Here is a 19,065-nt window from a genome sequence, read left to right on the forward strand (position 1 = left end):
GGCCTATCGACTCGAGCTGGGACGCGAGGACGCTGAACGACGCGTCGTGGGCCGCTTCTGCGACGGACGCAGCACCGGCTCTCCGGCGTCGACGAACTCCAGGCGGCGCGCGGCACCGAACTCGGCCAGAGAGTCCGCCAGCAGCTCGACGGACGGCTGCTCAGCCACGACGTCGACCCGCAGGCCGTGCTCCTCGGCGGTCTTGGCCGTGGCCGGACCGATGCAGGCGATGATCGTCTGCGGGTGCGGCTTGCCGGCGATCCCGACCAGGTTGCGCACCGTGGACGAGGAGGTGAACATGACGGCGTCGAACTTGCCGGACTTGATCGCCTCGCGAACCGGCGCGGGCGGCGGAGCGGCCCGGACGGTGCGGTAGGCCGTGACGTCGTCGACCTCCCAGCCGAGATCGATCAGGCCGGCCACGAGGGTCTCGGTGGCGATGTCCGCACGCGGCATGAAGACCCGGTTGATCGGGTCGAGCAGGTCGTCGTAGGGCGGCCAGTCCTCCAGGAGTCCCTGCGCGGACTGCTCGCCGCTGGGCACCAGGTCGGGGCGGATGCCCCACGTGGCGATGGCCTCAGCGGTCTTGTCGCCGACCGCTGCGATCTTCAGACCCGAGAACGCACGAGCATCGAGCCCGTACTCCTCGAACTTCTCGCGCACGGCCTTGACGGCGTTGACGCTGGTGAAGGCGATCCACTCGTAGCGGCCCTCGACCAGACCGCGCACGGCCTTGTCCATCTGCTGCGGGTTGCGGGGCGGCTCGACCGAGATGGTGGGGACCTCCTCGGACAGCGCGCCGTAGCCACGCAGCCGGCGAGCCAGGCCGGCGGACTGCTCCTTGGTGCGGGGCACCAGGACGCGCCAGCCGTACAACGGCTTGGTCTCGAACCACGACAGCGCCTCGCGCATGTCGACCACGGCGCCGACGACCACGATGGCCGGCGACGTCATGCCTGCCTCGGCAACATCGGCGGCGATGTCGGCGAGGGTCGAGACGACCGTGGTCTGCTCGGTGGTCGTGCCGACACGGGTCATCGCGACCGGAGTCTCGCCGGGACGGCCGGCCTCGATCAGGCCATCGGCGACCTCGGCGATGCGGGCGACCGCGGACAGCAGCACCAGGGTGTCGTCGGAGGCGTGATCGGCCCAGGTGATCTTGTTCTCGCCCACGCTGACAACCGAGTACTCGCGGTGCGTGCGGTTGGTCAACGGCACACCGGCGTACGCCGGGACCGCCGAGACCGAAGAGATTCCCGGCACGATCTCGAAGCCGATGCCGGCCTTGGAGCAGGCCGCCGCCTCCTCGGGCGCCGTGGCGTACGTGAACGGGTCACCGGCGACCAGACGCACCACGTGGGCGCCGGTCTTGGCCTGCTTGACCACGATGCGGCCGCGAGCAGCGTGCGTCAGCACCTGTCCGTCCTCACCGGAGCCACCGTCGATCACGATCGCGTCGTTGGTCACGAGCGCGGCCTGTGCCGGGTCCTCGATGATCACGACGTCGGCCAGGGCCAACAGCTCGGCCGCACGCACGGTCAACAGGCTCTCGTCACCGGGTCCGGCCCCGACGAAGCTCACGTGCCCCATCGCCTTGGCTGGCTTGGGTGCGGGAATCTTCGCGGCGGGGCTCGTCGAGCCCGTTCGGTCGGAGACTGCGCCCTTGGAGATCGGGCTGGTCATTTCTGCGGTCACTGCGTGTCCTTTGTTCTCGTGCTGCCGGCGTTCATGAGGTCACCGAAGCCATGATGGCGTCGGCGCCTTCGGCGAGCATCTCGGCAGCGAGACGTTCACCGACCGCTGCGGCCTGCTCAGGCAGACCGGTCGCGGACAGTCGGATGGTGGGCGCGCCGGAGGAATCTCCGACCACGGCCCGCAGCCACAGCTCGTCCCCGTCATCGCCCATGGCGATTTCGGCGAGAGCCCCGACCGGGGCGCTGCAGCCTGCCTCCAGGGTGGCGAGGAGGCTGCGTTCGGCGGTGACGGCTGCGCGGGTGTCGCGGTCGTCGAGAACGCCGAGCAGGCGAGCGGTCGCGTCATCATCGGCGCGACACTCGCAAGCCAGCGCACCCTGCCCAGGGGCAGGGAGCATCTGGATGGGATCGATGGTCTCGGTGATGTCGTCGAGACGGCCCAACCGGGCGAGACCGGCCCGAGCCAGCACCACGGCATCGACATCGCCGGAGGCGATCTTGTCGACCCGGGTACCCACGTTGCCTCGGATGCCGACGATCTCGACGCCCAGGCCGAGCGCGTTGAGCTGGCACTCGCGTCGGGGTGATCCGGTGCCGATCCGCGAGCCGCTGGGCAGCTCGCCCAGGGTCAGGCCGTCGCGGGCCACGACGCAGTCGCGCGGGTCCTCACGCACCGGGATCGCTGCCAGCTGCAGGCGAGGATCCGCCGCCGTGGGCAGATCCTTGAGCGAGTGCACGCACGCGTCGATGCGGCCGTCGGCCAGCGCCTCGCGCAGCGCTGCGACGAACACACCCTGCCCGCCCATCGACGCCAGCGGCGCCAAGTTGCGATCGCCCTCGGTGGAGATCAGGACGATCTCGACCTCGATTCCGGTCTCGGCGATCAGTCGGTCGACGATCTGCTGGGTCTGGGTGGTGGCCAGCGCCGAGGCACGGGTACCGACCCGCAAGGTCTTCTGGACCTCTGGCTGACGCTCGTTCGCGGTGGTGGTCATGCGTCATCACCGGTGATTCGGGTGACGGCTCCAGGATCGAGCGCGAAGAGGTCGGCCAGGGCGTCGGCGTAGGTCAGGCCCTCGGGCGTGTCCGCGACGAGCTGCTGCACCCGAACTGTGGGCGCGTGGATCAGCTTGTCCGCGACCCGGTGCATGGCCTGGCGGACTGCGGCCTGCTGGTCGGTGGTGAGATCGCCGACCCGGGACTCCAGTCGTGCGATCTCGGCCGCGACGACATCGGTGGCCATGGTGCGCAGCGCCACGACGGTCGGGGTCACCCGCGACGCTGCCTTGGCAGCGAGGAAGGAACGCACTTCGTCCTCGACGATCGACCGCACCTGGGTGACGTCGGCGGACAGCGAGCTGCGCGCTCCCAGCTCGGCCAGCTGCGAGATGTCGACCAGCCGCACGCCCGGCAGGTCGGTGACATTCGGATCGACGTCACGAGGAAGGGCAAGATCGATGAGGGTCATCGGGCGTCCGCCTGCGGCGCGCTCGATGCGCTCGCGGTCGAACACGCTCCCGGCGGCACCGGTGCAGCTGACGACGACGTCGGCCGCGGCGAGCTCGACGTCCATGGCTTCCCAGCGGACCGCGCTGACCCCGTGCGTGGCGACCAGCGTGAAGGCGCTCTGGTAGGTCCGGTTCGCGACCATGATGCGACGCGGTGCGACTCCGCGATCGATCAACGTGCGCACCGTCAAATTGGCCATGGTGCCGGCCCCGGCGACCAGAAATCGCGTCTCCGGGGCGTCGATGACATCGCCCGCGACCGCCAGGCCGGCGGTGACGATCGACGGAGCGAGCCGGTCGATGCCGGTCTCACTGTGGCCACGCTTGCCGATCCGCAGGGCCTGCTGGAACAGCGCATTGAGCGTGGACCCGACGGTCGACTCGGCCTGCGCCCCGTGCAGCGCGTCGCGCACCTGTCCCAGGATCTGGCTCTCGCCCAGGATCATCGAGTCCAGACCCGACGTCACCCCGAAGAGGTGCGCCACGGCAGCGTCGTCGTAGTGCACGTACACGTGCTGCACGAGCTCGTCGCGTCCCAGTCCGGAGTGCTCGGCGAGCAGTCGAGAGACCTCCTCGACCGACCCGTGGAAGCGGTCCGCCTCCACGTAGATCTCGACCCGGTTGCAGGTCGAGACCACGACCGACTCGGTGACCGCCGGGGTGTCGAGCACCTGGTGGGAGAGCTTGACCGCCGAGTCGGTGTCGAGCGCGGCACGCTCGAGCACCTCGATCGGTGCGGACTTGTGGGACATGCCCACCATCAGGACACTCATCGGGTCACGTCTCCCTGATCCAGGTTGGCTGAGTTCGTCTTGCGCAGTTCGTGATAGGCGAGGATCTGGAGCTCGACCGACAGGTCGACCTTGCGCACGTCGACCCCCTCAGGCACCTGAACCAGGGCAGGAGCGAAGTTGAGGATGCTGGTGATGCCGGCCTGGACGAGGCGATCCGCGACCGCCTGGGCCGAGTCACCTGGCGTGGCGATGACGCCGATGGAGATGCTCTGCCGGGCCACGAGGTCCTCGAGGTCGTCAAGCGCCGTGACCGTGACGCCGGAGACGACCGATCCGATGCGATCGGGGTCGGTGTCGACCAGACCCGCCACGCAGATCCCCCGTGAGCTGAACCCCTGGTACGACGACAGCGCCGAACCGAGGTTGCCCACACCGACGATGACGACGTTCCACTCCTGGGCCTGACCCAGGGCACGGCCGATCTGATAGCTCAGGTACTCCACGTCGTACCCGACGCCGCGGGTACCGTACGAGCCGAGGTGCGACAGATCCTTGCGCAGCTTGGCCGGGCTCACGCCGGCCCGCTCGGCCAGATCATTGGACGAACAGGTCGATGTGCCGACCTCACCGAGCGCTGCCAGCGCACGCAGGTACACGGGCAGGCGAGCGACCGTGGCATCGGGGATGCCACGGACGAGCTCCTCGGAGGTGTCTCCAGGCAGGTCGTCAGCGATCGGGGTGGTGCGCAACATCGTCACAGGTCTCCATCGCTACGACACCGTGGATTTCCTGCATACCGGGAATTTTCACCCGCGAGGAGAGCGTCGTGCGCTCTGTTCACTTTACGAGTTTGTGAACGCGTTCTCAAAATCGAGCGCGTTGGTGCCGCTCATCTCACACCGAGCGCGGTCCTCAACCGGGTGGGGTCGACCCTCCAGAAGTCGTGCTGCGCGCCGTCGACGAACGTCACGGGGACCTGTTCGGTGAACCGGCGGACGAGATCGGGATCGGTGTCGATGTCGATGCGGTGCCACGCGATGTCCGCCGCGTCGCAGACCTCCGCCACGATCGCCTCTGCCTGGTCGCACAGGTGGCAGCCCGCCCGGGAGTACACGACGACACGGGCCGTCGCGGTACCAGGAGGAGTGGCGTCCGAAGGAGTCGTCATCGAGTGTCGAGCCCCAGCGCACCGGATCGGGCCTGCGCGCGCAGCCGACCCTTCTCGATCTTGCCGGTGGCCGAACGCGGCAGACCGCCGACAACCATGATCTGGGTGGGTTGCTTGAACCGGGCCAGGCGCGTGCGGCACCGAGCCTCGATGGCCTCGATCAGCTCGCTGGGTTCTGTCGGTGCCGTCGCGTCGGCCTCGACGAAGGCGACGACTGCTTCGCCGGTCTCCTCGTGCGGCAGGCCCACGACAGCCACCTGCTGGACCCCGCGCACCTCGGCGATCACGTCCTCGATCTCGGAGGGGTAGACGTTGAACCCCGACACGATGACCAGCTCGCGCACCCGGTCGACCAGCACCAGCTCACCGGCGGTGCCGATGATGCCGATGTCGCCCGTGGCGTACCAGCCGTCGGCGCCTGGTCCCTCGACGCCGTCGGGCCAGTAGCCGGAGAAGAGGTTGTCGCCGCGGACCCATATCTCGGACGGATCGCCCGACACGATCGACTCGGGGATCGTCAGCTGGTCCGCAGGCGTGCGCCCCGTGTCGAGCACCTTCACCTCCACGCCGGGGAGCGGATGTCCCACCGAGCCGGGCACGGGTGGCGTTCCGGGATCGCGCGGGGACGCGAGCGTCACCGAGATGACCGGGGCGGCCTCGGTCAGCCCGTATCCCTGCTCGACCACGTGGCCGCTGGAGGACGAGAACTCCTCGGCCAGGTCCGCATCGAGGCTCGACGCACCGGACAGCACCACCCGGATGGAGGCGAGCTTCTCGCGCAGGTCCGATCGACCCGCCCAGGCAGCGATGACAGGAGGGGCGAGCGGAAGGTTCGTGACGCCCTCGGCGACGATCAGGTCCAGCAGGCCCGAGGGGTCGAACCCGTCGACGAGCACGACGGCAGCTCCGTGCCGCACCGCTTGGCCGAGCACGGCGTTGAGACCGTAGACGTGGAACATCGGCAGCAGACCGAGCGCGACGTCGTCCGGCGCGATGGGGGCACGGCCGAGATTCGCAACCTGGTCGATGTTGGCCAGCAGGGCCCGATGGGTGAGCATCGCGCCGCGCGGCCGGCCGCTGCTGCCCGAGGTGTACAGGATGACCGCCAGCGCCTCGGGATCCCGAGGCGCGACCGGGGCAGTTCCGGTGGCGCCGGCCAGGAAGTCCTCGAAGGTGCTCTCGTTCGCACCCGCCTCGCACCCGTCCACGACCAGGTCGAACGGATGACCGATCTCGGTCGCGGCCTCACGGGTCTGCGCCACTGCGGTCTCGTCGACCAGGGCGACCCGGGCCGCCGAGTCCGCGATCATGCGGCTGACCTCTGCAGCCGTCGACCTCGGATTGATCGGCACCGCGACCATCCCGCCGCGCAGGATGCCGAAGTAGGCGATGGGAAGGTCGATGCGGTTGGCCATGACGAGCGCCACCCGATGTCCGGCGACCAGGCCACGCGCCGACAGACCGCGAGCCACCGCATCGGCCGCTTCGTCGAGGTCGCGCCAGGTGATCTCACGACGTACAGATCCGTCGGCGGCCGCTCGATTCTCGATCAGAGCCGTTCCGTCGGGGTCTCGCTCGGCCGTGGACCTCAGCAGGTCGCTGACGTTGACGATCACGCTGACCACTCAACCACACGACCTCTCGCGGTCGGACCGCTAATGTCAGGGCATGGCACCTGATCCGGTGGAGCCCACGCCGCGCACGACCACGCCACGCACGCTCAACTTGCAGTCCCGCTCCGTTCTCGCCGGACAGGCGGCGGCCGCCTCGGCCGAGGTCGAGCACGCCCTGGGAGTCGACCAGGATCCGCACACCGCAGCGTTCTTCGACGTCGACAACACGATCATGCAGGGCGCCTCGATCTTCCACTTCGCCCGCGGGCTGCACCGACGCGAGTTCTTCACGACGCGAGACCTCCTCGGCGCTGCCTGGCAGCAGGTGCTGTTCCGGGTGATCGGCAGCGAGGACCCCGAGCACATCGACAAGGCGCGGTCCTCGGCTCTGGCCTTCATCGCCGGGCATCGGGTCAGCGAGCTGGAGCAGATCGGTGAGGAGATCTTCGACGAGAACATGGCCGACAAGATCTGGCCGGGCACCCGTGCGATCGCCCAGTGGCACCTCGATCGCGGCCAGCGGGTCTGGCTGATCACGGCTGCTCCGGTGGAGATCGCCGCAGTCATCGCACGCCGCCTGGGCCTCACCGGGGCGCTTGGCACTGTCGCCCAGCACGTCGACGGTGTCTACACCGGACAGCTGGTCGGGGAGATGCTGCACGGCGAGGGCAAAGCGGTGGCGGTGCGCGAGATCGCGGAGCGGGAGGGGCTACACCTCGACTCCTGCTACGCGTACTCGGACTCCAGCAACGACCTGCCCATGCTGTCGCTGGTGGGACACCCGTGCGCCATCAATCCCGACGCCGGCCTGCGCGCCCACGCCCGATCCAACGGATGGCGCATCCGCGACTACCGCACGGGGCGCAAGATCGCCGTCGCGAGTGCACGAGCGGCGATCGCCGGAGCCGCCGCTGGTGGTACCTGGCGCGTGCTGCGCGGTCGTCGGAACCGCTGAGCCGTAGCACGTCCCCACCAGCCCGATCGTCCTGCAATTCGGGCTGACAACGTGCTCTCGCACCCTTAGAGTGGCGGGAATCAGGGAGGGCCTGTGAGTGTCGACCTTGCGGTGCTGCGCGCGTTCGTCGCGCTGTCACAGGCCTGCCCGACCGACGCCCGCCTCGCTGTCGCCATGGCTGGCACACCGTCGCGCGCACCATCGCACGAGGCCTTCACCCCCGGGTTCGGCAACAGTCCCAGCGAGCACGAGGCCGACCCCGAGGCATACCGCCTCAGAGCCCTGGTCGACCTCGCCAAGGAGGGTGACGGCGAGGCTTTCGGCCAGCTCTACGACCACTACAACGCCGGCATCTTCCGATTCATCTACTACCGCGTCGGGTCCAAGCAGCTGGCCGAGGACCTCACGAGCGAGACCTTCGTGCGTGGCCTCCGAGCCATCCAGCGCTTCACCTGGCAGGGCAAGGACTTCGGCGCCTGGCTGACCACCATCGCCCGCAACCTGATCACCGATCACTTCAAGTCGAGTCGGGCCCGCCTGGAGCTCACCACCGAGACGGTGCCCGAGACACGCGCCACGACCGCCAGTCCCGAGTCCGAGGTCCTGACCCTCATCTCGAACGAGATGCTCTTCGAGGCCGTCAACGGTCTGCCTCCCGAACAGCGGGACTGCATCCTGATGCGCTTCATCCAGGGTCTCTCGATCGCCCAGACAGCGGCCACGCTGGGGCGCAGCGAGGGCGCGATCAAGCAGCTGCAGCTGCGCGCCGTGCGCAGTCTCGCCGCATCGATGCCGGCGGACATCCGATGAGCAGACTCCACGTCACAGACAATCGCCTCACACCGCGTAACTCGCCGGTGGCACTCGTCGTTGTAGGCGATACAGCAACTCACCATCAGACGAGGACGACGCGATGATCGGCCGCAGCGAGATGAACGACGCCGAGTCGTTCGAACGGGCGTGGACCTCACGGTCCACCAGAGACATCCGCGCGCGCAGAGCCCCACAGGACGACGTCGATGCGCTCCTGCGGACTGCAGAGCTGCTGACGCGCTCCGCGGCGATCCAACCGACCGAGCAGTTCACCTCCGATCTTCGGGCCCGCCTGATGACCGAGGCGGCCGACGTGCTGGTTGCTGTTCCGGCCACCTCGGGCACCGACCGCCGAGTCGCGGGGAACGTCGCCCCGGCTCAGTCGCCGCGACGCCGCCGACTCGCCGGACTCGCCGCCGCGATCGTCGCGAGCACGGCCACGGTCGGTCTTGTCTCCTCCAGCGCCTCGGCCGTTCCGGGCGACGTGCTGTACCCCGTCAAGCGAGGCGTCGAGTCCGTCCAGCTTGCCGTGCACCGCGACGACGCCGGACGCGGTCAGACCCAGCTGGATCAGGCCAGCGAGCGACTTCTCGAAGCGTGGACGCTGGACTCCACCGGACACGACGACCGGGTCGCCGAGGCCCTCGATGCATTCTCCGAACAAGCCACGGACGGCTCGACGGCACTGTTCGAGGCCTACGACAGCGAGGGTGACGCAGGCCGGGTCGACGCGGTGACCACCTTCGCGACGGGCTCCAGCGACACGCTCGTGAACATGAGCGAAAACCTGCCCGCCGACGCGCAGGCCGCACTCGAATCGGCAACCGAGACAGTCCTCGGCCTGGCCGAACGCGCTGGCACGCTCTGCACCTCGTGCGCCGAGGCCGACCTCGGCGCACTGGCCGAGGCCGACGACGCGGTCGACGGCGGCCCAGCATCCCCTCGCGAGGAGTCGGGCGCCGATTCCTCGGTCGACAGGTCGTCGACCGGCGAGGCTCAGGCTCCGGCGTCGGGACGAACCCAGCAGCCGGAGGAGCCGGCGGCGCCTCGGCCGACCACCGCGCCCTCGCCGAGCCCGAAGCCCGCGCCGAGCCCCACCCCGTCCACCCCGGGTCTGCCTCCGATCATCGATCCGGTGGTCGGCGGGCTGCTCGGCAACGACCAGCAGCCGGGCCTCGTGCCGAGTCTGCTGGATGGGCTGCTGGGAAATTAGGCGCTCGTCTCGCTGCGCTCGCCGGTCCAGCGACTTCGTCGCTGGCGGGCTTCGCCCGGGCGCCTAGCCTCGCTTCGCTCGGCCCATGGTCACCACGTCGTCCCGAGCGATTCTCCTCCAGGGCGATCCTGAGTGCTGAGTCGGCTCAGAAGAAGGCGTTGCCTCGGTCGACCAGCAGGGAGTAGAGCGTCTGCTGGATCGTCTCGCGCACCTGGTCGGTGACGTTGAACAACAGCATCGGGTCGTCGGCGGACTCGGGGTCGTAGGCATCGGTGCGAATCGGTTCGCCGAACTCGATGATCCACTTGCTCGGCAGAGGGATCATTCCCAGCGGCCCGAGCAACGGGAAGAACGGTGTGATCGGCAGGTACGGCACCCCGAGCAGTCGTGCCAGCGACGGCACGTTGCCGATCAGCGGGTAGATCTCCTCAGCGCCGACGATCGAGACCGGCACGATCGGGACCTGCGCGCGCATGGCCGAGGACACGAACCCGCCGCGCCCGAACCGCTGCAGCTTGTACCGCTCGGCGAACGGCTTGCCGATGCCCTTGAATCCTTCGGGCCACACGCCGGCCAGCTCGCCGTTGCGCAGCAGTCGCTCGGCATCCTCCGTGCAGGCCAGCGTGGCACCGACCTTGCGCGCCACCTGACCGATGAAGGGCAAGGAGAACACCAGATCGGCTCCCAACGGGCGCAGGTTGCGGCCGCCGTACTTCTTGACCGCATAGCCGGTGATCACTCCGTCAAGCGGAACAGTGCCCGAGTGGTTGGCCACCAGGAGGGCCCCGCCGTCCTGGGGGATGTTCTCGATGCCCCGAACCTCGAGCCTGAACCACTTCTCGGCCAACGGCTCGACCGCGGCGATCAGCACCTCGGTGATCTGCGGATCGAAGCCGAAGTCGTCGACCTCGTAGTCCCCGCCGAGCCGCTGACGAATCGTGGCGAGCAGCGTGGCCATCCGGGTGTCCCAGTCGCTGCCGAGGACGCGCTGCGCCCCCTGGATGATGGCCGAGACGATGTCGTCGAGCGGCAGTCCGGCGGCCAGCGGCGCCGCGCCCGCCGTGCGGGTCTCGCGCTCGGCCTCCTCGGCGGCACGTGCCGCTGCAGCAGCAGCGTCCTCATCGGTGACGGCTCGCAGGCGAGGTCGAGCTCCGGACGGATCTGATCCCGCGGCACGCGAGGCCGACTTCTTCGCCGAGGCCCTCTTGGCAGCAGGCTTCGTGGGACCTGACGTGGTGGTCCCGGCCCGTGTGGGCTGCGTCTTCTTGGGTTCCGGGCCCGGGGATCCGGCCTTCTTCGACGCGCCCGTCGAGGACGGCGCCGACGTCGGCGACTTCTTGACCGGAGCCTTCCGAGCCGGGGCGCTTCCACCGGCCAGGCTTCGCGCCGCCGCGGACGGCGAGGTCTTGCCACCTCGACCCGGCCGACCGCCCGAGCCGATCGTGCTCTTGTCCTCTGTCATGAGCGGCCTCCCAGACCTGCGAGAATTCCGGGTCGCACGCGCATGCGGTACTGGTCGAACGTCTCGGCGCTGGTGAACGTGGGCTCGAATCCGAAGATGTCCTTCAGGGCCGACACGTCGAGGACGCGTCCGTAGGTCAGCAGGCGGTGCAGGTCCGGTGAGATCTCGGTACCGACCGCGCTCATCACACGGCGAGAGGCCGTGGCGAACCCGACGGGCGGCAGCGCGATGACGGGCCGGCCCAACCGACGAGCGGCTTGACTGAGCAGCACCACACCGTCCCCGGCCACGTTGAAGGTGCCTGGTCGGTCCTCGGTGACCGATTCGCCGATCACTGCGAGTGCGTCATCGAGGTGCAGGAAGGCCAGGCGCGGGTCGAATCCCATGACGGCCGGCAGGAGGGGGCTGGAGAAGTAGTCGCTCAGCGGCGATCCGATTCCCGGCTCGAGAACCTGCGCCTGGCGCAGCGTGGTGATCATGACCTCGGGACGGCGCCTGGCGAAACCGCGCACGTACGACTCGACCTCGACGATGTCCTTGGGGAATCCATGGCGGACGCCGCCACGCGCCGACATGCTCTCACTCCACATCGCCGGGTCGCGAGGCGATGTGCCGTAGACGGCAGCCGAGGATCCGAGCACGAACTTCTCGATCCTCGAAGCCCGCTGACAGGCAGCCAGCAGCTGCATCGTGCCGATGACGTTGAGCTCCTTGGCTCCACCCCCACCGGCACGATTCCGCGGTGGGTTGACGTCGAGGTGAACGACGGTGTCGACGTCCTCGACGGCCATGACCTTGCCGACCACCGGTGTGCGGATGTCGGCTCGCACGAACTTGGTGCCGCCCAGGTCACCGGACGGCACGACGGTGTCGATGCCGACGACACGTGCGATGCCGCCGGCCTCCCCGATCTCAGCGAGCCGTCGGGCCACCAAGGAAGCGAATCGATTCGCGACCCCCGTGACCAGGACGACCCGACTCATGGGCTTACTTGCCCAGACGGCGGCGCTGCACGCGGGTGCGCTTCAACATCTTGCGATGCTTCTTCTTCGACATGCGCTTGCGACGCTTCTTGATGACTGAACCCATGGAACACTCCCTTGTCGGTCTGACCGACGAACATTGCCGCCGACCGACCGCCGACGAAGAACCTGCCCCAGCCTACACGCAGACGCGCGGCCGCCGGAGGGGCGACCGCGGCACGCACGACGGTGCTCAGCCGGCTTCGAAGAAGGACTTGCCGAGGAACTCCTCGACGGCATCCTCGGGGACCCGGAACGACCGTCCGACGCGCACTGCTTCGAGTTCTCCGGAGTGGACCAGCCGGTAGACCGTCATCTTGGAGACGCGCATCTGCTCCGCCACTTCCGCGACGGTCAAGAACGTCTGTCCGGCTGCCATGTCATTACCTGCTTCCTGAGCGGCACGCGCGCTCTCTGGCTTCCCCACCAGAGATACTGCGCGCGTGCCTGGGGAGAGCCTAGTGCCTCACGATGCTCGAGGGACAGGGGTTGCGAGATTTCGGTCCCCGGGGCCACCTCAAAGCATCGGATCAAGCCCGTTGAGGGGGAATGCAGCCTCTCGGGTGGCCTGGATCGACCGGTCCAGCCAGCTCGCCGGGTCATAGCCCTGCTCCCACGCCCGGTAGCCGGGCACGCGCCCATCAGTCATCGAGGTGCGTGCCGACGCGCCACGCAGGTCGGCGATGCGCTCGCGCCACTGCTGGGGGGTTTCCCGGAAGGGGTCGATCGGGTGCCCCGACACGATCGCCATGAGATGTGCCCACGCCCGCGGCACGACGTCCAGCACTGCGTATCCCCCGCCGCCCGTGGCGACCCACTTGCCGTCGCAGACCTCCTCAGCCAGGTCGCGCACCGCCAGGTAGGAGGCTCGCTGCCCGTCGACGCTGAGCATCAAGTTGGTCAGGGGGTCGTCCATGTGGGAGTCACAGCCGTGCTGCGTGACCAGGATCTGCGGGTCGAACTCGCGCACCAGGGCGGGCACCACGGCGTGGAAGGCCCTCAGCCACCCCGCATCGGAGGTGCCTGGCGGCAACGGGATGTTGACCGCCGAACCCTCGGCTCCGTCGCCGCCGATCTCGGTCGAGAAGCCCGTGCCCGGGAACAGTGTCTGGGGGCCCTCGTGGATCGAGACGGTCATGACCCTGGGGTCGTTCCAGAACATCTTCTGGACTCCGTCGCCGTGGTGGGCGTCGACGTCGATGTAGGCGATTCGCTCGGCCCCGTGGTCCAGCAGCCAGCGAATCGCGAGTCCGAGGTCGTTGTAAATGCAGAAGCCACTGGCGTTGCCGGGCATGGCGTGGTGCAGGCCGCCCGAGACGTTGACCGCCCGCGACGCCTGACCGGTCCAGACTCGTCGCGCCGCCTCGACGCTGGCGCCGGCGATCAGGGCGCTGGCCTCGTGCATGCGGCCGAAGACGGGGTTGTCCTCGCTGCCGAGCCCCACGGAGAGGTCGCTCTGCTCGGGATGAGCGCTCAGGTGCTGCACGGCGTCGATGTACTGCTCGGCGTGGACTTTGGCCAGGTCCTCGTCGGAAGCAGGTGCGGCGCCGACGACGTCGAGATGGTCGAGCACACCGAGCTCGCGTGCCAGCGACATCGTCAGGTCGATGCGCACCGGCGCCATCGGGTGTGACGGACCGAAGTCGTAGGAGGTGAGCTGCTCGTCGAACACGACGCAGGCTCGCTCGCTGGACCCCGGTGCACCCGACATGGCATCAGACATGCAGTGAGCCTATGCCGGGCCGGAGAGCTCGGCGGATCGGGCCGCAGCCGACCCCACGGCGGCGACCACGGCCGCCGACACGCCGTGCTCGTCGAGCGTGGCGATGGCGGCATGGGTGGTGCCATGGGGCGACGTGACCCGCCGACGCAGCTCTTCTGCGGTGTCGGCGGACTCGGCCAGCAGCCGGGCGGCGCCCAGCACGGTCTGGGTGGCCAGCTCCCGCGCGACGTCGGGGTCCAGGCCCGCGTCCACGCCGCCGGCGATCATGGCCTCGGCCAGGTAGAACACGTAGGCCGGTCCGGAACCGGAGACACCCGTCACGGCGTTCTGCTGCGCCTCGTCGACGACCACGACACGACCGCCGGACTCCAGCATCGTGACGACGTCGGCCAGCTGCTCGTCGGTGACGGCGTTGCCCGGCGAGATGCCGAACATGCCTGCGCCGATCACTGCCGGGGTGTTGGGCATGGCACGCACGACGGCCACTCCCTCGGCCAACGCCTGCTCCATCGTGGCGATCCGAACTCCCGCAGCCAGGGAGACGACCGTGGCGCCCGGGCGAACTGCACCGGCGATCTCCTCCAGCAGCGCGGGGACGTCCTGCGGCTTGACCACCAGCAGCACGATGTCGGCGCCCGCTGCAGCTTCGGCGTTGCCGGTGACCTCGACGCCGTGTCGCTCGCGCAGCTCGGCGGCACGCTCCTCACGCTTCTCGCTGATGACGAGATGGTCAGTGCGGTGGCCCGAGGACAGGATTGCCGACAACAGGGTCTCCCCCATCACGCCGGCACCCAGAATCGCGATCCGGTGAGTCATGGCGCCCACACTAGTGTCGAGGCGTGCGCTGGCGTCCTGACCCACTGATCACCGCCCTGCTGGCGGCGGCACTCATCGGTTCCTTCCTGCCTGCCACCGGTCGCGCCCTGGAGGTGCTCGAGCAGGCCGGCGTCATCGCGATCGCCGGGCTGTTCTTCCTGTACGGCACTCGTCTATCGACGGCCGAGACCCTGGCCGGTCTCGGGAACTGGCGACTGCAGCTGGCGGTGCTGGCGACCACATTTCTCGTGCTTCCGGCGCTCGGCCTCGGCGCGCAGGTGTTCTCGGGCAACCTGCTGACCCCCGGTCTGGCCAGCGGCGTGCTGCTGCTGTGCCTGGTGCCCTCGACCGTGCAGGCGTGCGTCGTCTACACCCGTGTCGCCGGCGGCAACGTGGCTGGAGCCGTCGTCGCGGCGTCGCTGTCGAGCATGCTGGGTGTCTTCATCACCCCGGCACTGGTCGCCCTGCTGATGGCCGCAGATGCGCAGGTCGACACCGGCTCGGTGATCCGGATCGTGCTGCAGCTGCTGGTGCCGTTCGTGCTCGGCCAGCTGCTGAGACCTGCGCTCGGCCGCTTCGTGGTGCGCCACGACGAAGGACTGCGACTCTATGATCGCGGCAGCATCGTGCTGGTCGTGTTCGTCGCGTTCAGCGAGGGCGCCGAGGCCGACATCTGGTCGAACCAGAGCGTCTGGTCGGTGCTGGCCGTCACGGCCGTGTGCGCCGTGCTCCTGGCCCTGACGATCGGCTGGACCGCCCTGGTGGGGCGGGTGGCCAGGTTCTCGCGCGCCGACCGCCTGGCGATCGTGTTCTGCGGCTCGACCAAGAGCCTGGCCAGCGGCCTGCCGATCGCGACCGTGCTGTTCGCCGGTGACGACGTCGCCCTGATCGTCCTGCCGCTGATGCTCTACCACCAGATGCAGATCATCACGGGCGCCTTCCTCGCGCCACGCCTCGCCCGCTGACGAGTCACGTAGACCCGTCCGCGAGTCACGTACGCCGAGAACGATCTTGTCTGACTGACTCCTCGATGGGACTACGTGACTCGTCAGCGGGTCTCCGTGACTCCTCGGCGGGTCTCCGTGACTCCTCGGCGGGTCAGGCGAGGTGGCGGCGGGTGAAGTCGAGCGCCTCGACGAGATCCGCCTCGCGTTCGGTCTGGTCCTTGGCCTTGCGGGTGTTGATCTCCACGACGACGTCGCCGGCGTAGGAGGAGGCGCCGACGTGCTGCAAAAACTCCGCACAGGGCTGGGCGCCGCGACCCGGCACCAGATGCTCGTCCTTGACCGATCCGCTGCCATCGGCGATGTGCACGTGGGCCAGCCGATCACCGAGCGAGCGCACCAGCGCCATGACGTCCTGGCCGGCCGTTGCACTGTGCGAAAGATCGACCGTCACGTGGTGGTAGTCCTCCTCGTGGGGATCCCAGCCCGGCGCGTACGCCTGGAACTCACGCTTGCCGGTGCGCCACGGGTACATGTTCTCGACCGCGAAGGTCAGCGCGTGCTCGCGCTCGAGATCGCCGATCCCCTCGACGAAACCCTTGGCGTAGTCACGCTGCCAGCGAAAGGGCGGGTGCACCACCACCAGCGACGCCCCGACCTCATGGGCCATCTCGGCACTGCGGTGCAGCTTGCCCCACGGATCGCTGCCCCAGACGCGCTGGGTGACCAGCAGGCACGGCGCGTGCACCGACACCACCGGCAGCTCGTGGAAGGCACTCAACGCCTTGATCGCCGTGATGTCGGCACTGACGTCGTCGATACCGACCATCACCTCGACACCGTCGTAACCGAGCCGGGCAGCCATCTCAAAGCCGCTGGCGGTCGAGCCCGGGTACACCGAGGACGTCGAAAGACAGACGCGGGGCGATGCGGACACCACCCCAGCGTAGGACCCGGCCCCGAAACCCACCGAGATCCGTGATCGATCCCGCTCCTACAGCTGGTCCAGATGCTGCAGGAGGACGCCTTCACGCAGGGCCCACGGGCAGATCTCGAGCTCGTCGACCTCGAACAGGTCCATCGTGGCCTCGGCCACGACAGCACCAGCGCGCATCTGGTGGGCACGGTCCGATGACACACCGGGAAGATCGGCGATCTGTTCATCGCTGAGCGTGCTCAGCCGCTCGACCAGCGGAACGAGTTCGGCACGGGTCAACCAGCGCTTCACGAACTTGCCCTCGCTGGAGGGCGTCGCCCCCAGGATGCGCGCCAGCGACCGAAACGTCTTGCTCGTCGCGACGGCCTTGTCGAAGGCGCCGCCCCGCAAGATCGGCCCGGCCTGCTCGGCGATGGTGGCGCGGACGAACGAGCGCAGCTCGGCGGTCGACCGACCCTCGTCCAGCCACTCGCGAGTGAGGCGCCCGGCCCCCAAGGGCACGGAGGTCGCGACGTCGGGGGTCTCGTCCGAGCCGACTGCCAGCTCCAGGGAACCACCGCCGATGTCGAACACACCCAGTCGGCCAGCCGACCAACCGAACCAGCGTCGCACGGCCAGAAAAGTCAGTCGCGCCTCGTCTGCACCGGCCAGAACCTGCAGCTCGATGCCGCTCTCCGCGTCGACCCGAGCAATGACCTCGTCTGCGTTGACGGCATCGCGGACCGCGGAGGTCGCGAATGCCAGGACCGTCGAGCACCCCTTGTCCTCAGCGGCCAGACGCGCCGACGTGACGTAGTCGACCAACCGAGAGACGCCCTCATCGGTGACGGCCTGGTCGTCGTCGAGGTGCTCGGCCAGGCGCAGCGGCTCTTTCAACGAGAACGCCGGAACCGGCGGGGCGCCACGAAAGGCGTCGACCACCAGCAGGTGACCGGTGTTGGAGCCGATGTCGAGCACGCCCATGCGCATGGCCGTCAGTGTTCCACCCAGCGAGCCCGACCAGCAGGCCCGGGCCCGACAACGCGGCTACAGTGACGCCGTGCCCGAAGTCGATCTTGGTTTCCCCCGCACCCACGTCGAGTTCACCAACCCCGACGACGAGTCCGAGGTGTTCCGCTGCGACCTGACGTGGTTGACGTCGCGGTGGACCTGCATCTTCGGGCAGGGCTGCCCCGGCATCTACGAGTCGAGCCCCGAGGCGGGGTGCTGCACGTTGGGCGCGCACTTCGCCGACGACGAGGACCATCGCCGCGTCGCCGAGGTGGTCGAGCAGCTGTCTTCGAAGGAGTGGGAACGCCACGACCAGGGCCATGACGGCGGGTGGACCGAGACAGACGACGAGGGCGACCTGAAGACGCGTGCCGTAGACGGGGCCTGCATCTTCCACAACTCGCGTGGCTTCGAGGGCGGGTACGGGTGCGCCCTGCACGCCCACGCCCTGCGCACCGGCGTCAAGCCGCACACCACCAAGCCCGACGTCTGCTGGCAGCTGCCACTGCGCCGACAGTTCCGCGAAGTCGACCACGGAGACGGCAACACCCACACCGAGGTCTCGATCGGCGAGTACACCCGGGCGGGTTGGGGCCCCGGCGGCGCCGACCTGGACTGGTACTGCTCGGCCAACACCGAGGCCCACGTGGGCACCGAACCGGTGTACGTCAGCAACCGAGACGAGCTGACCGCCCTGATGGGCGAGGCCGGGTACGCGCAGCTGGCACGACACTGCGCGGCCTTCGAACGCGGCGGACCCCTTACTCCCCACCTCGCCGACCCGGCTCGCTGACCCCCCGCACTGCGGGCTCGGGCAGCCAGTAACAATGAAACATGCATCTCGATCATCTCTCGTTCGCCGCGGGCCCGGGGGGCCTCGCCGCAACGACCGAAGAGCTCAGCACCGCACTCGGAGCGCCGTTCCTCGACGGCGGGGCGCATCCTCGTTTCGGTACCCGCAACATGATCCTGCCGCTGGCCAACCGTCAGTACCTCGAAGTCGTCGAGGTGCTCGACCACCCCGCGTCGGACAAGGCCGCCTTCGGCCAGTTCGTGCGTGAACGGTCCGAGGCCGGTGGCGGCTGGATGGCGTGGTGCGTGAGCGTCGACGACATGACCGAGGTCGAGCACCGCATCGGACGGCACGCCGTGCCCGGCAACCGGCGCCGCCCCGACGGCTTCAACCTGCAGTGGCGCCAGATCGGCACCAGCAGCACCAAGTCCGACCCCCAGCTGCCCTACGTGACCTGCTGGGACATCGATCCCGTGGAGCACCCCTCGCAGATGGCGCCCTCGGACGTCACGCTGACCGCCCTCGACATCGCCGGTTCAAAGCAACGGCTGTCGGACTGGCTCGGCGAGCCCGCCATCGACGCCCTCGGCGACATCGACGTCAACTGGACGGCCCCGCACGGCCAGCCCGGCATCCTCGCCGCCACCTTCTCCACTCCCCACGGCGACGTCCGCCTCTGA

Annotated in this window: 20 protein-coding genes; 6 read left to right on the forward strand and 14 right to left on the reverse strand. The window is 69.0% G+C overall.

Annotation, left to right across the window (positions count from 1 at the left end; genetic code table 11):
- Positions 1-3: 3 nt before the first annotated feature.
- The 6 genes from ACHAA3_RS06105 to ACHAA3_RS06130 all read right to left on the reverse strand — a co-directional run bounded on the left by ACHAA3_RS06105 (position 4) and on the right by ACHAA3_RS06130 (position 6,729).
- Complete coding sequence (locus ACHAA3_RS06105; protein ID WP_435708224.1) at positions 4-1,590, reverse strand: uroporphyrinogen-III synthase; 1,587 nt, start codon at positions 1,588-1,590, stop codon at positions 4-6.
- 136 nt (positions 1,591-1,726) lie between these two features.
- Positions 1,727-2,689 (reverse strand): hydroxymethylbilane synthase, encoded by a 963-nt coding sequence (hemC, locus tag ACHAA3_RS06110; protein WP_435708058.1) that lies wholly within the window; start codon positions 2,687-2,689, stop codon positions 1,727-1,729.
- Positions 2,686-3,975, reverse strand: coding sequence for a glutamyl-tRNA reductase (locus ACHAA3_RS06115; protein WP_435708059.1), 1,290 nt, complete (start codon positions 3,973-3,975; stop codon positions 2,686-2,688). The genes hemC and ACHAA3_RS06115 overlap by 4 nt, the downstream gene beginning before the upstream one ends.
- Positions 3,972-4,688 carry a redox-sensing transcriptional repressor Rex gene (locus ACHAA3_RS06120; protein WP_435708060.1) on the reverse strand — a complete coding sequence of 239 codons (717 nt, stop codon included), beginning with the start codon at positions 4,686-4,688 and terminating at the stop codon, positions 3,972-3,974. The genes ACHAA3_RS06115 and ACHAA3_RS06120 overlap by 4 nt, the downstream gene beginning before the upstream one ends.
- Positions 4,689-4,825: 137 nt before the next feature.
- Positions 4,826-5,104 (reverse strand): glutaredoxin family protein, encoded by a 279-nt coding sequence (locus tag ACHAA3_RS06125; protein ID WP_435708061.1) that lies wholly within the window; start codon positions 5,102-5,104, stop codon positions 4,826-4,828.
- A complete protein-coding gene (locus ACHAA3_RS06130; RefSeq protein ID WP_435708062.1) occupies positions 5,101-6,729 on the reverse strand; it encodes a class I adenylate-forming enzyme family protein in 1,629 nt (542 codons plus the stop codon). The genes ACHAA3_RS06125 and ACHAA3_RS06130 overlap by 4 nt, the downstream gene beginning before the upstream one ends.
- A 43-nt stretch (positions 6,730-6,772) precedes the next feature.
- Here ACHAA3_RS06130 and ACHAA3_RS06135 point away from each other — a divergent pair, with 43 nt between their 5' ends.
- From ACHAA3_RS06135 to ACHAA3_RS06145, 3 genes are all read left to right on the forward strand, one after another.
- Positions 6,773-7,672, forward strand: a complete 900-nt coding sequence (locus ACHAA3_RS06135) for an HAD family hydrolase (RefSeq protein WP_435708063.1) — start codon at positions 6,773-6,775, stop codon at positions 7,670-7,672.
- Positions 7,673-7,765: 93 nt separating this feature from the next.
- On the forward strand, positions 7,766-8,482 hold the full coding sequence (locus ACHAA3_RS06140; protein WP_435708064.1) for a sigma-70 family RNA polymerase sigma factor: 717 nt from the start codon (positions 7,766-7,768) through the stop codon (positions 8,480-8,482).
- Between the two features lie 103 nt (positions 8,483-8,585).
- Entirely contained in the window at positions 8,586-9,698 is a 1,113-nt protein-coding gene (locus ACHAA3_RS06145) for a DUF5667 domain-containing protein (protein ID WP_435708065.1), read from the forward strand.
- Between the two features lie 145 nt (positions 9,699-9,843).
- Here ACHAA3_RS06145 and ACHAA3_RS06150 read toward each other — a convergent pair whose 3' ends face one another.
- The 6 genes from ACHAA3_RS06150 to proC form a co-directional block, all read right to left on the reverse strand.
- A complete protein-coding gene (locus tag ACHAA3_RS06150; RefSeq protein WP_435708066.1) occupies positions 9,844-11,160 on the reverse strand; it encodes a 1-acyl-sn-glycerol-3-phosphate acyltransferase in 1,317 nt (438 codons plus the stop codon).
- Positions 11,157-12,143: an NAD-dependent epimerase/dehydratase family protein gene (locus ACHAA3_RS06155; protein WP_435708067.1), complete on the reverse strand. Its 987-nt coding sequence runs from the start codon at positions 12,141-12,143 to the stop codon at positions 11,157-11,159. The genes ACHAA3_RS06150 and ACHAA3_RS06155 overlap by 4 nt, the downstream gene beginning before the upstream one ends.
- Before the next feature lie 4 nt (positions 12,144-12,147).
- Positions 12,148-12,249, reverse strand: coding sequence for a 30S ribosomal protein bS22 (locus ACHAA3_RS06160; protein WP_019143756.1), 102 nt, complete (start codon positions 12,247-12,249; stop codon positions 12,148-12,150).
- 126 nt (positions 12,250-12,375) lie between these two features.
- Positions 12,376-12,561, reverse strand: a complete 186-nt coding sequence (locus ACHAA3_RS06165; protein WP_435708068.1) for a helix-turn-helix domain-containing protein — start codon at positions 12,559-12,561, stop codon at positions 12,376-12,378.
- 138 nt (positions 12,562-12,699) lie between these two features.
- Positions 12,700-13,905 (reverse strand): acetoin utilization protein AcuC, encoded by a 1,206-nt coding sequence (locus tag ACHAA3_RS06170; RefSeq protein WP_435708069.1) that lies wholly within the window; start codon positions 13,903-13,905, stop codon positions 12,700-12,702.
- Between the two features lie 9 nt (positions 13,906-13,914).
- Complete coding sequence (gene proC, locus ACHAA3_RS06175) at positions 13,915-14,721, reverse strand: pyrroline-5-carboxylate reductase (protein ID WP_435708070.1); 807 nt, start codon at positions 14,719-14,721, stop codon at positions 13,915-13,917.
- Positions 14,722-14,744: 23 nt separating this feature from the next.
- Here proC and ACHAA3_RS06180 point away from each other — a divergent pair, with 23 nt between their 5' ends.
- The gene (locus tag ACHAA3_RS06180; RefSeq protein WP_435708071.1) at positions 14,745-15,686 is read left to right on the forward strand and encodes a bile acid:sodium symporter family protein; all 942 of its coding nucleotides are present in this window, start codon (positions 14,745-14,747) and stop codon (positions 15,684-15,686) included.
- Between the two features lie 133 nt (positions 15,687-15,819).
- Here ACHAA3_RS06180 and ACHAA3_RS06185 read toward each other — a convergent pair whose 3' ends face one another.
- Positions 15,820-16,602, reverse strand: a complete 783-nt coding sequence (locus ACHAA3_RS06185; protein ID WP_435708072.1) for a sugar phosphate isomerase/epimerase family protein — start codon at positions 16,600-16,602, stop codon at positions 15,820-15,822.
- A 57-nt stretch (positions 16,603-16,659) separates the two neighbouring features.
- Positions 16,660-17,571 carry a Ppx/GppA phosphatase family protein gene (locus ACHAA3_RS06190; RefSeq protein ID WP_435708073.1) on the reverse strand — a complete coding sequence of 304 codons (912 nt, stop codon included), beginning with the start codon at positions 17,569-17,571 and terminating at the stop codon, positions 16,660-16,662.
- A gap of 70 nt (positions 17,572-17,641) precedes the next feature.
- Between ACHAA3_RS06190 and ACHAA3_RS06195 the strand changes: the two genes are divergently transcribed.
- Both ACHAA3_RS06195 and ACHAA3_RS06200 read left to right on the forward strand, forming a co-directional pair.
- Positions 17,642-18,385 carry a hypothetical protein gene (locus tag ACHAA3_RS06195; protein ID WP_435708074.1) on the forward strand — a complete coding sequence of 248 codons (744 nt, stop codon included), beginning with the start codon at positions 17,642-17,644 and terminating at the stop codon, positions 18,383-18,385.
- A 41-nt stretch (positions 18,386-18,426) separates the two neighbouring features.
- Positions 18,427-19,065, forward strand: coding sequence for a VOC family protein (locus tag ACHAA3_RS06200; protein WP_435708075.1), 639 nt, complete (start codon positions 18,427-18,429; stop codon positions 19,063-19,065).

Origin of the sequence: Aeromicrobium sp. CF3.5, assembly GCF_051262695.1 — a bacterium.
Lineage (GTDB): Bacteria > Actinomycetota > Actinomycetes > Propionibacteriales > Nocardioidaceae > Aeromicrobium.

Excerpts from the sequence above, each read along its gene's own strand:
- hemC (WP_435708058.1), bottom strand. The coding sequence starts at position 2,689 with ATGACCACCACCGCGAACGAGCGTCAGCCAGAGGTCCAGAAGACCTTG.
- ACHAA3_RS06190 (WP_435708073.1), bottom strand. The coding sequence starts at position 17,571 with ATGCGCATGGGCGTGCTCGACATCGGCTCCAACACCGGTCACCTGCTG.
- ACHAA3_RS06135 (WP_435708063.1), top strand. The coding sequence starts at position 6,773 with ATGGCACCTGATCCGGTGGAGCCCACGCCGCGCACGACCACGCCACGC.
- ACHAA3_RS06165 (WP_435708068.1), bottom strand. The coding sequence starts at position 12,561 with ATGGCAGCCGGACAGACGTTCTTGACCGTCGCGGAAGTGGCGGAGCAG.
- ACHAA3_RS06160 (WP_019143756.1), bottom strand. The coding sequence starts at position 12,249 with ATGGGTTCAGTCATCAAGAAGCGTCGCAAGCGCATGTCGAAGAAGAAG.
- ACHAA3_RS06170 (WP_435708069.1), bottom strand. The coding sequence starts at position 13,905 with ATGTCTGATGCCATGTCGGGTGCACCGGGGTCCAGCGAGCGAGCCTGC.
- proC (WP_435708070.1), bottom strand. The coding sequence starts at position 14,721 with ATGACTCACCGGATCGCGATTCTGGGTGCCGGCGTGATGGGGGAGACC.
- ACHAA3_RS06200 (WP_435708075.1), top strand. The coding sequence starts at position 18,427 with ATGCATCTCGATCATCTCTCGTTCGCCGCGGGCCCGGGGGGCCTCGCC.
- ACHAA3_RS06145 (WP_435708065.1), top strand. The coding sequence starts at position 8,586 with ATGATCGGCCGCAGCGAGATGAACGACGCCGAGTCGTTCGAACGGGCG.
- ACHAA3_RS06115 (WP_435708059.1), bottom strand. The coding sequence starts at position 3,975 with ATGAGTGTCCTGATGGTGGGCATGTCCCACAAGTCCGCACCGATCGAG.
- ACHAA3_RS06120 (WP_435708060.1), bottom strand. The coding sequence starts at position 4,688 with ATGTTGCGCACCACCCCGATCGCTGACGACCTGCCTGGAGACACCTCC.
- ACHAA3_RS06105 (WP_435708224.1), bottom strand. The coding sequence starts at position 1,590 with ATGGGGCACGTGAGCTTCGTCGGGGCCGGACCCGGTGACGAGAGCCTG.
- ACHAA3_RS06155 (WP_435708067.1), bottom strand. The coding sequence starts at position 12,143 with ATGAGTCGGGTCGTCCTGGTCACGGGGGTCGCGAATCGATTCGCTTCC.
- ACHAA3_RS06125 (WP_435708061.1), bottom strand. The coding sequence starts at position 5,104 with ATGACGACTCCTTCGGACGCCACTCCTCCTGGTACCGCGACGGCCCGT.
- ACHAA3_RS06150 (WP_435708066.1), bottom strand. The coding sequence starts at position 11,160 with ATGACAGAGGACAAGAGCACGATCGGCTCGGGCGGTCGGCCGGGTCGA.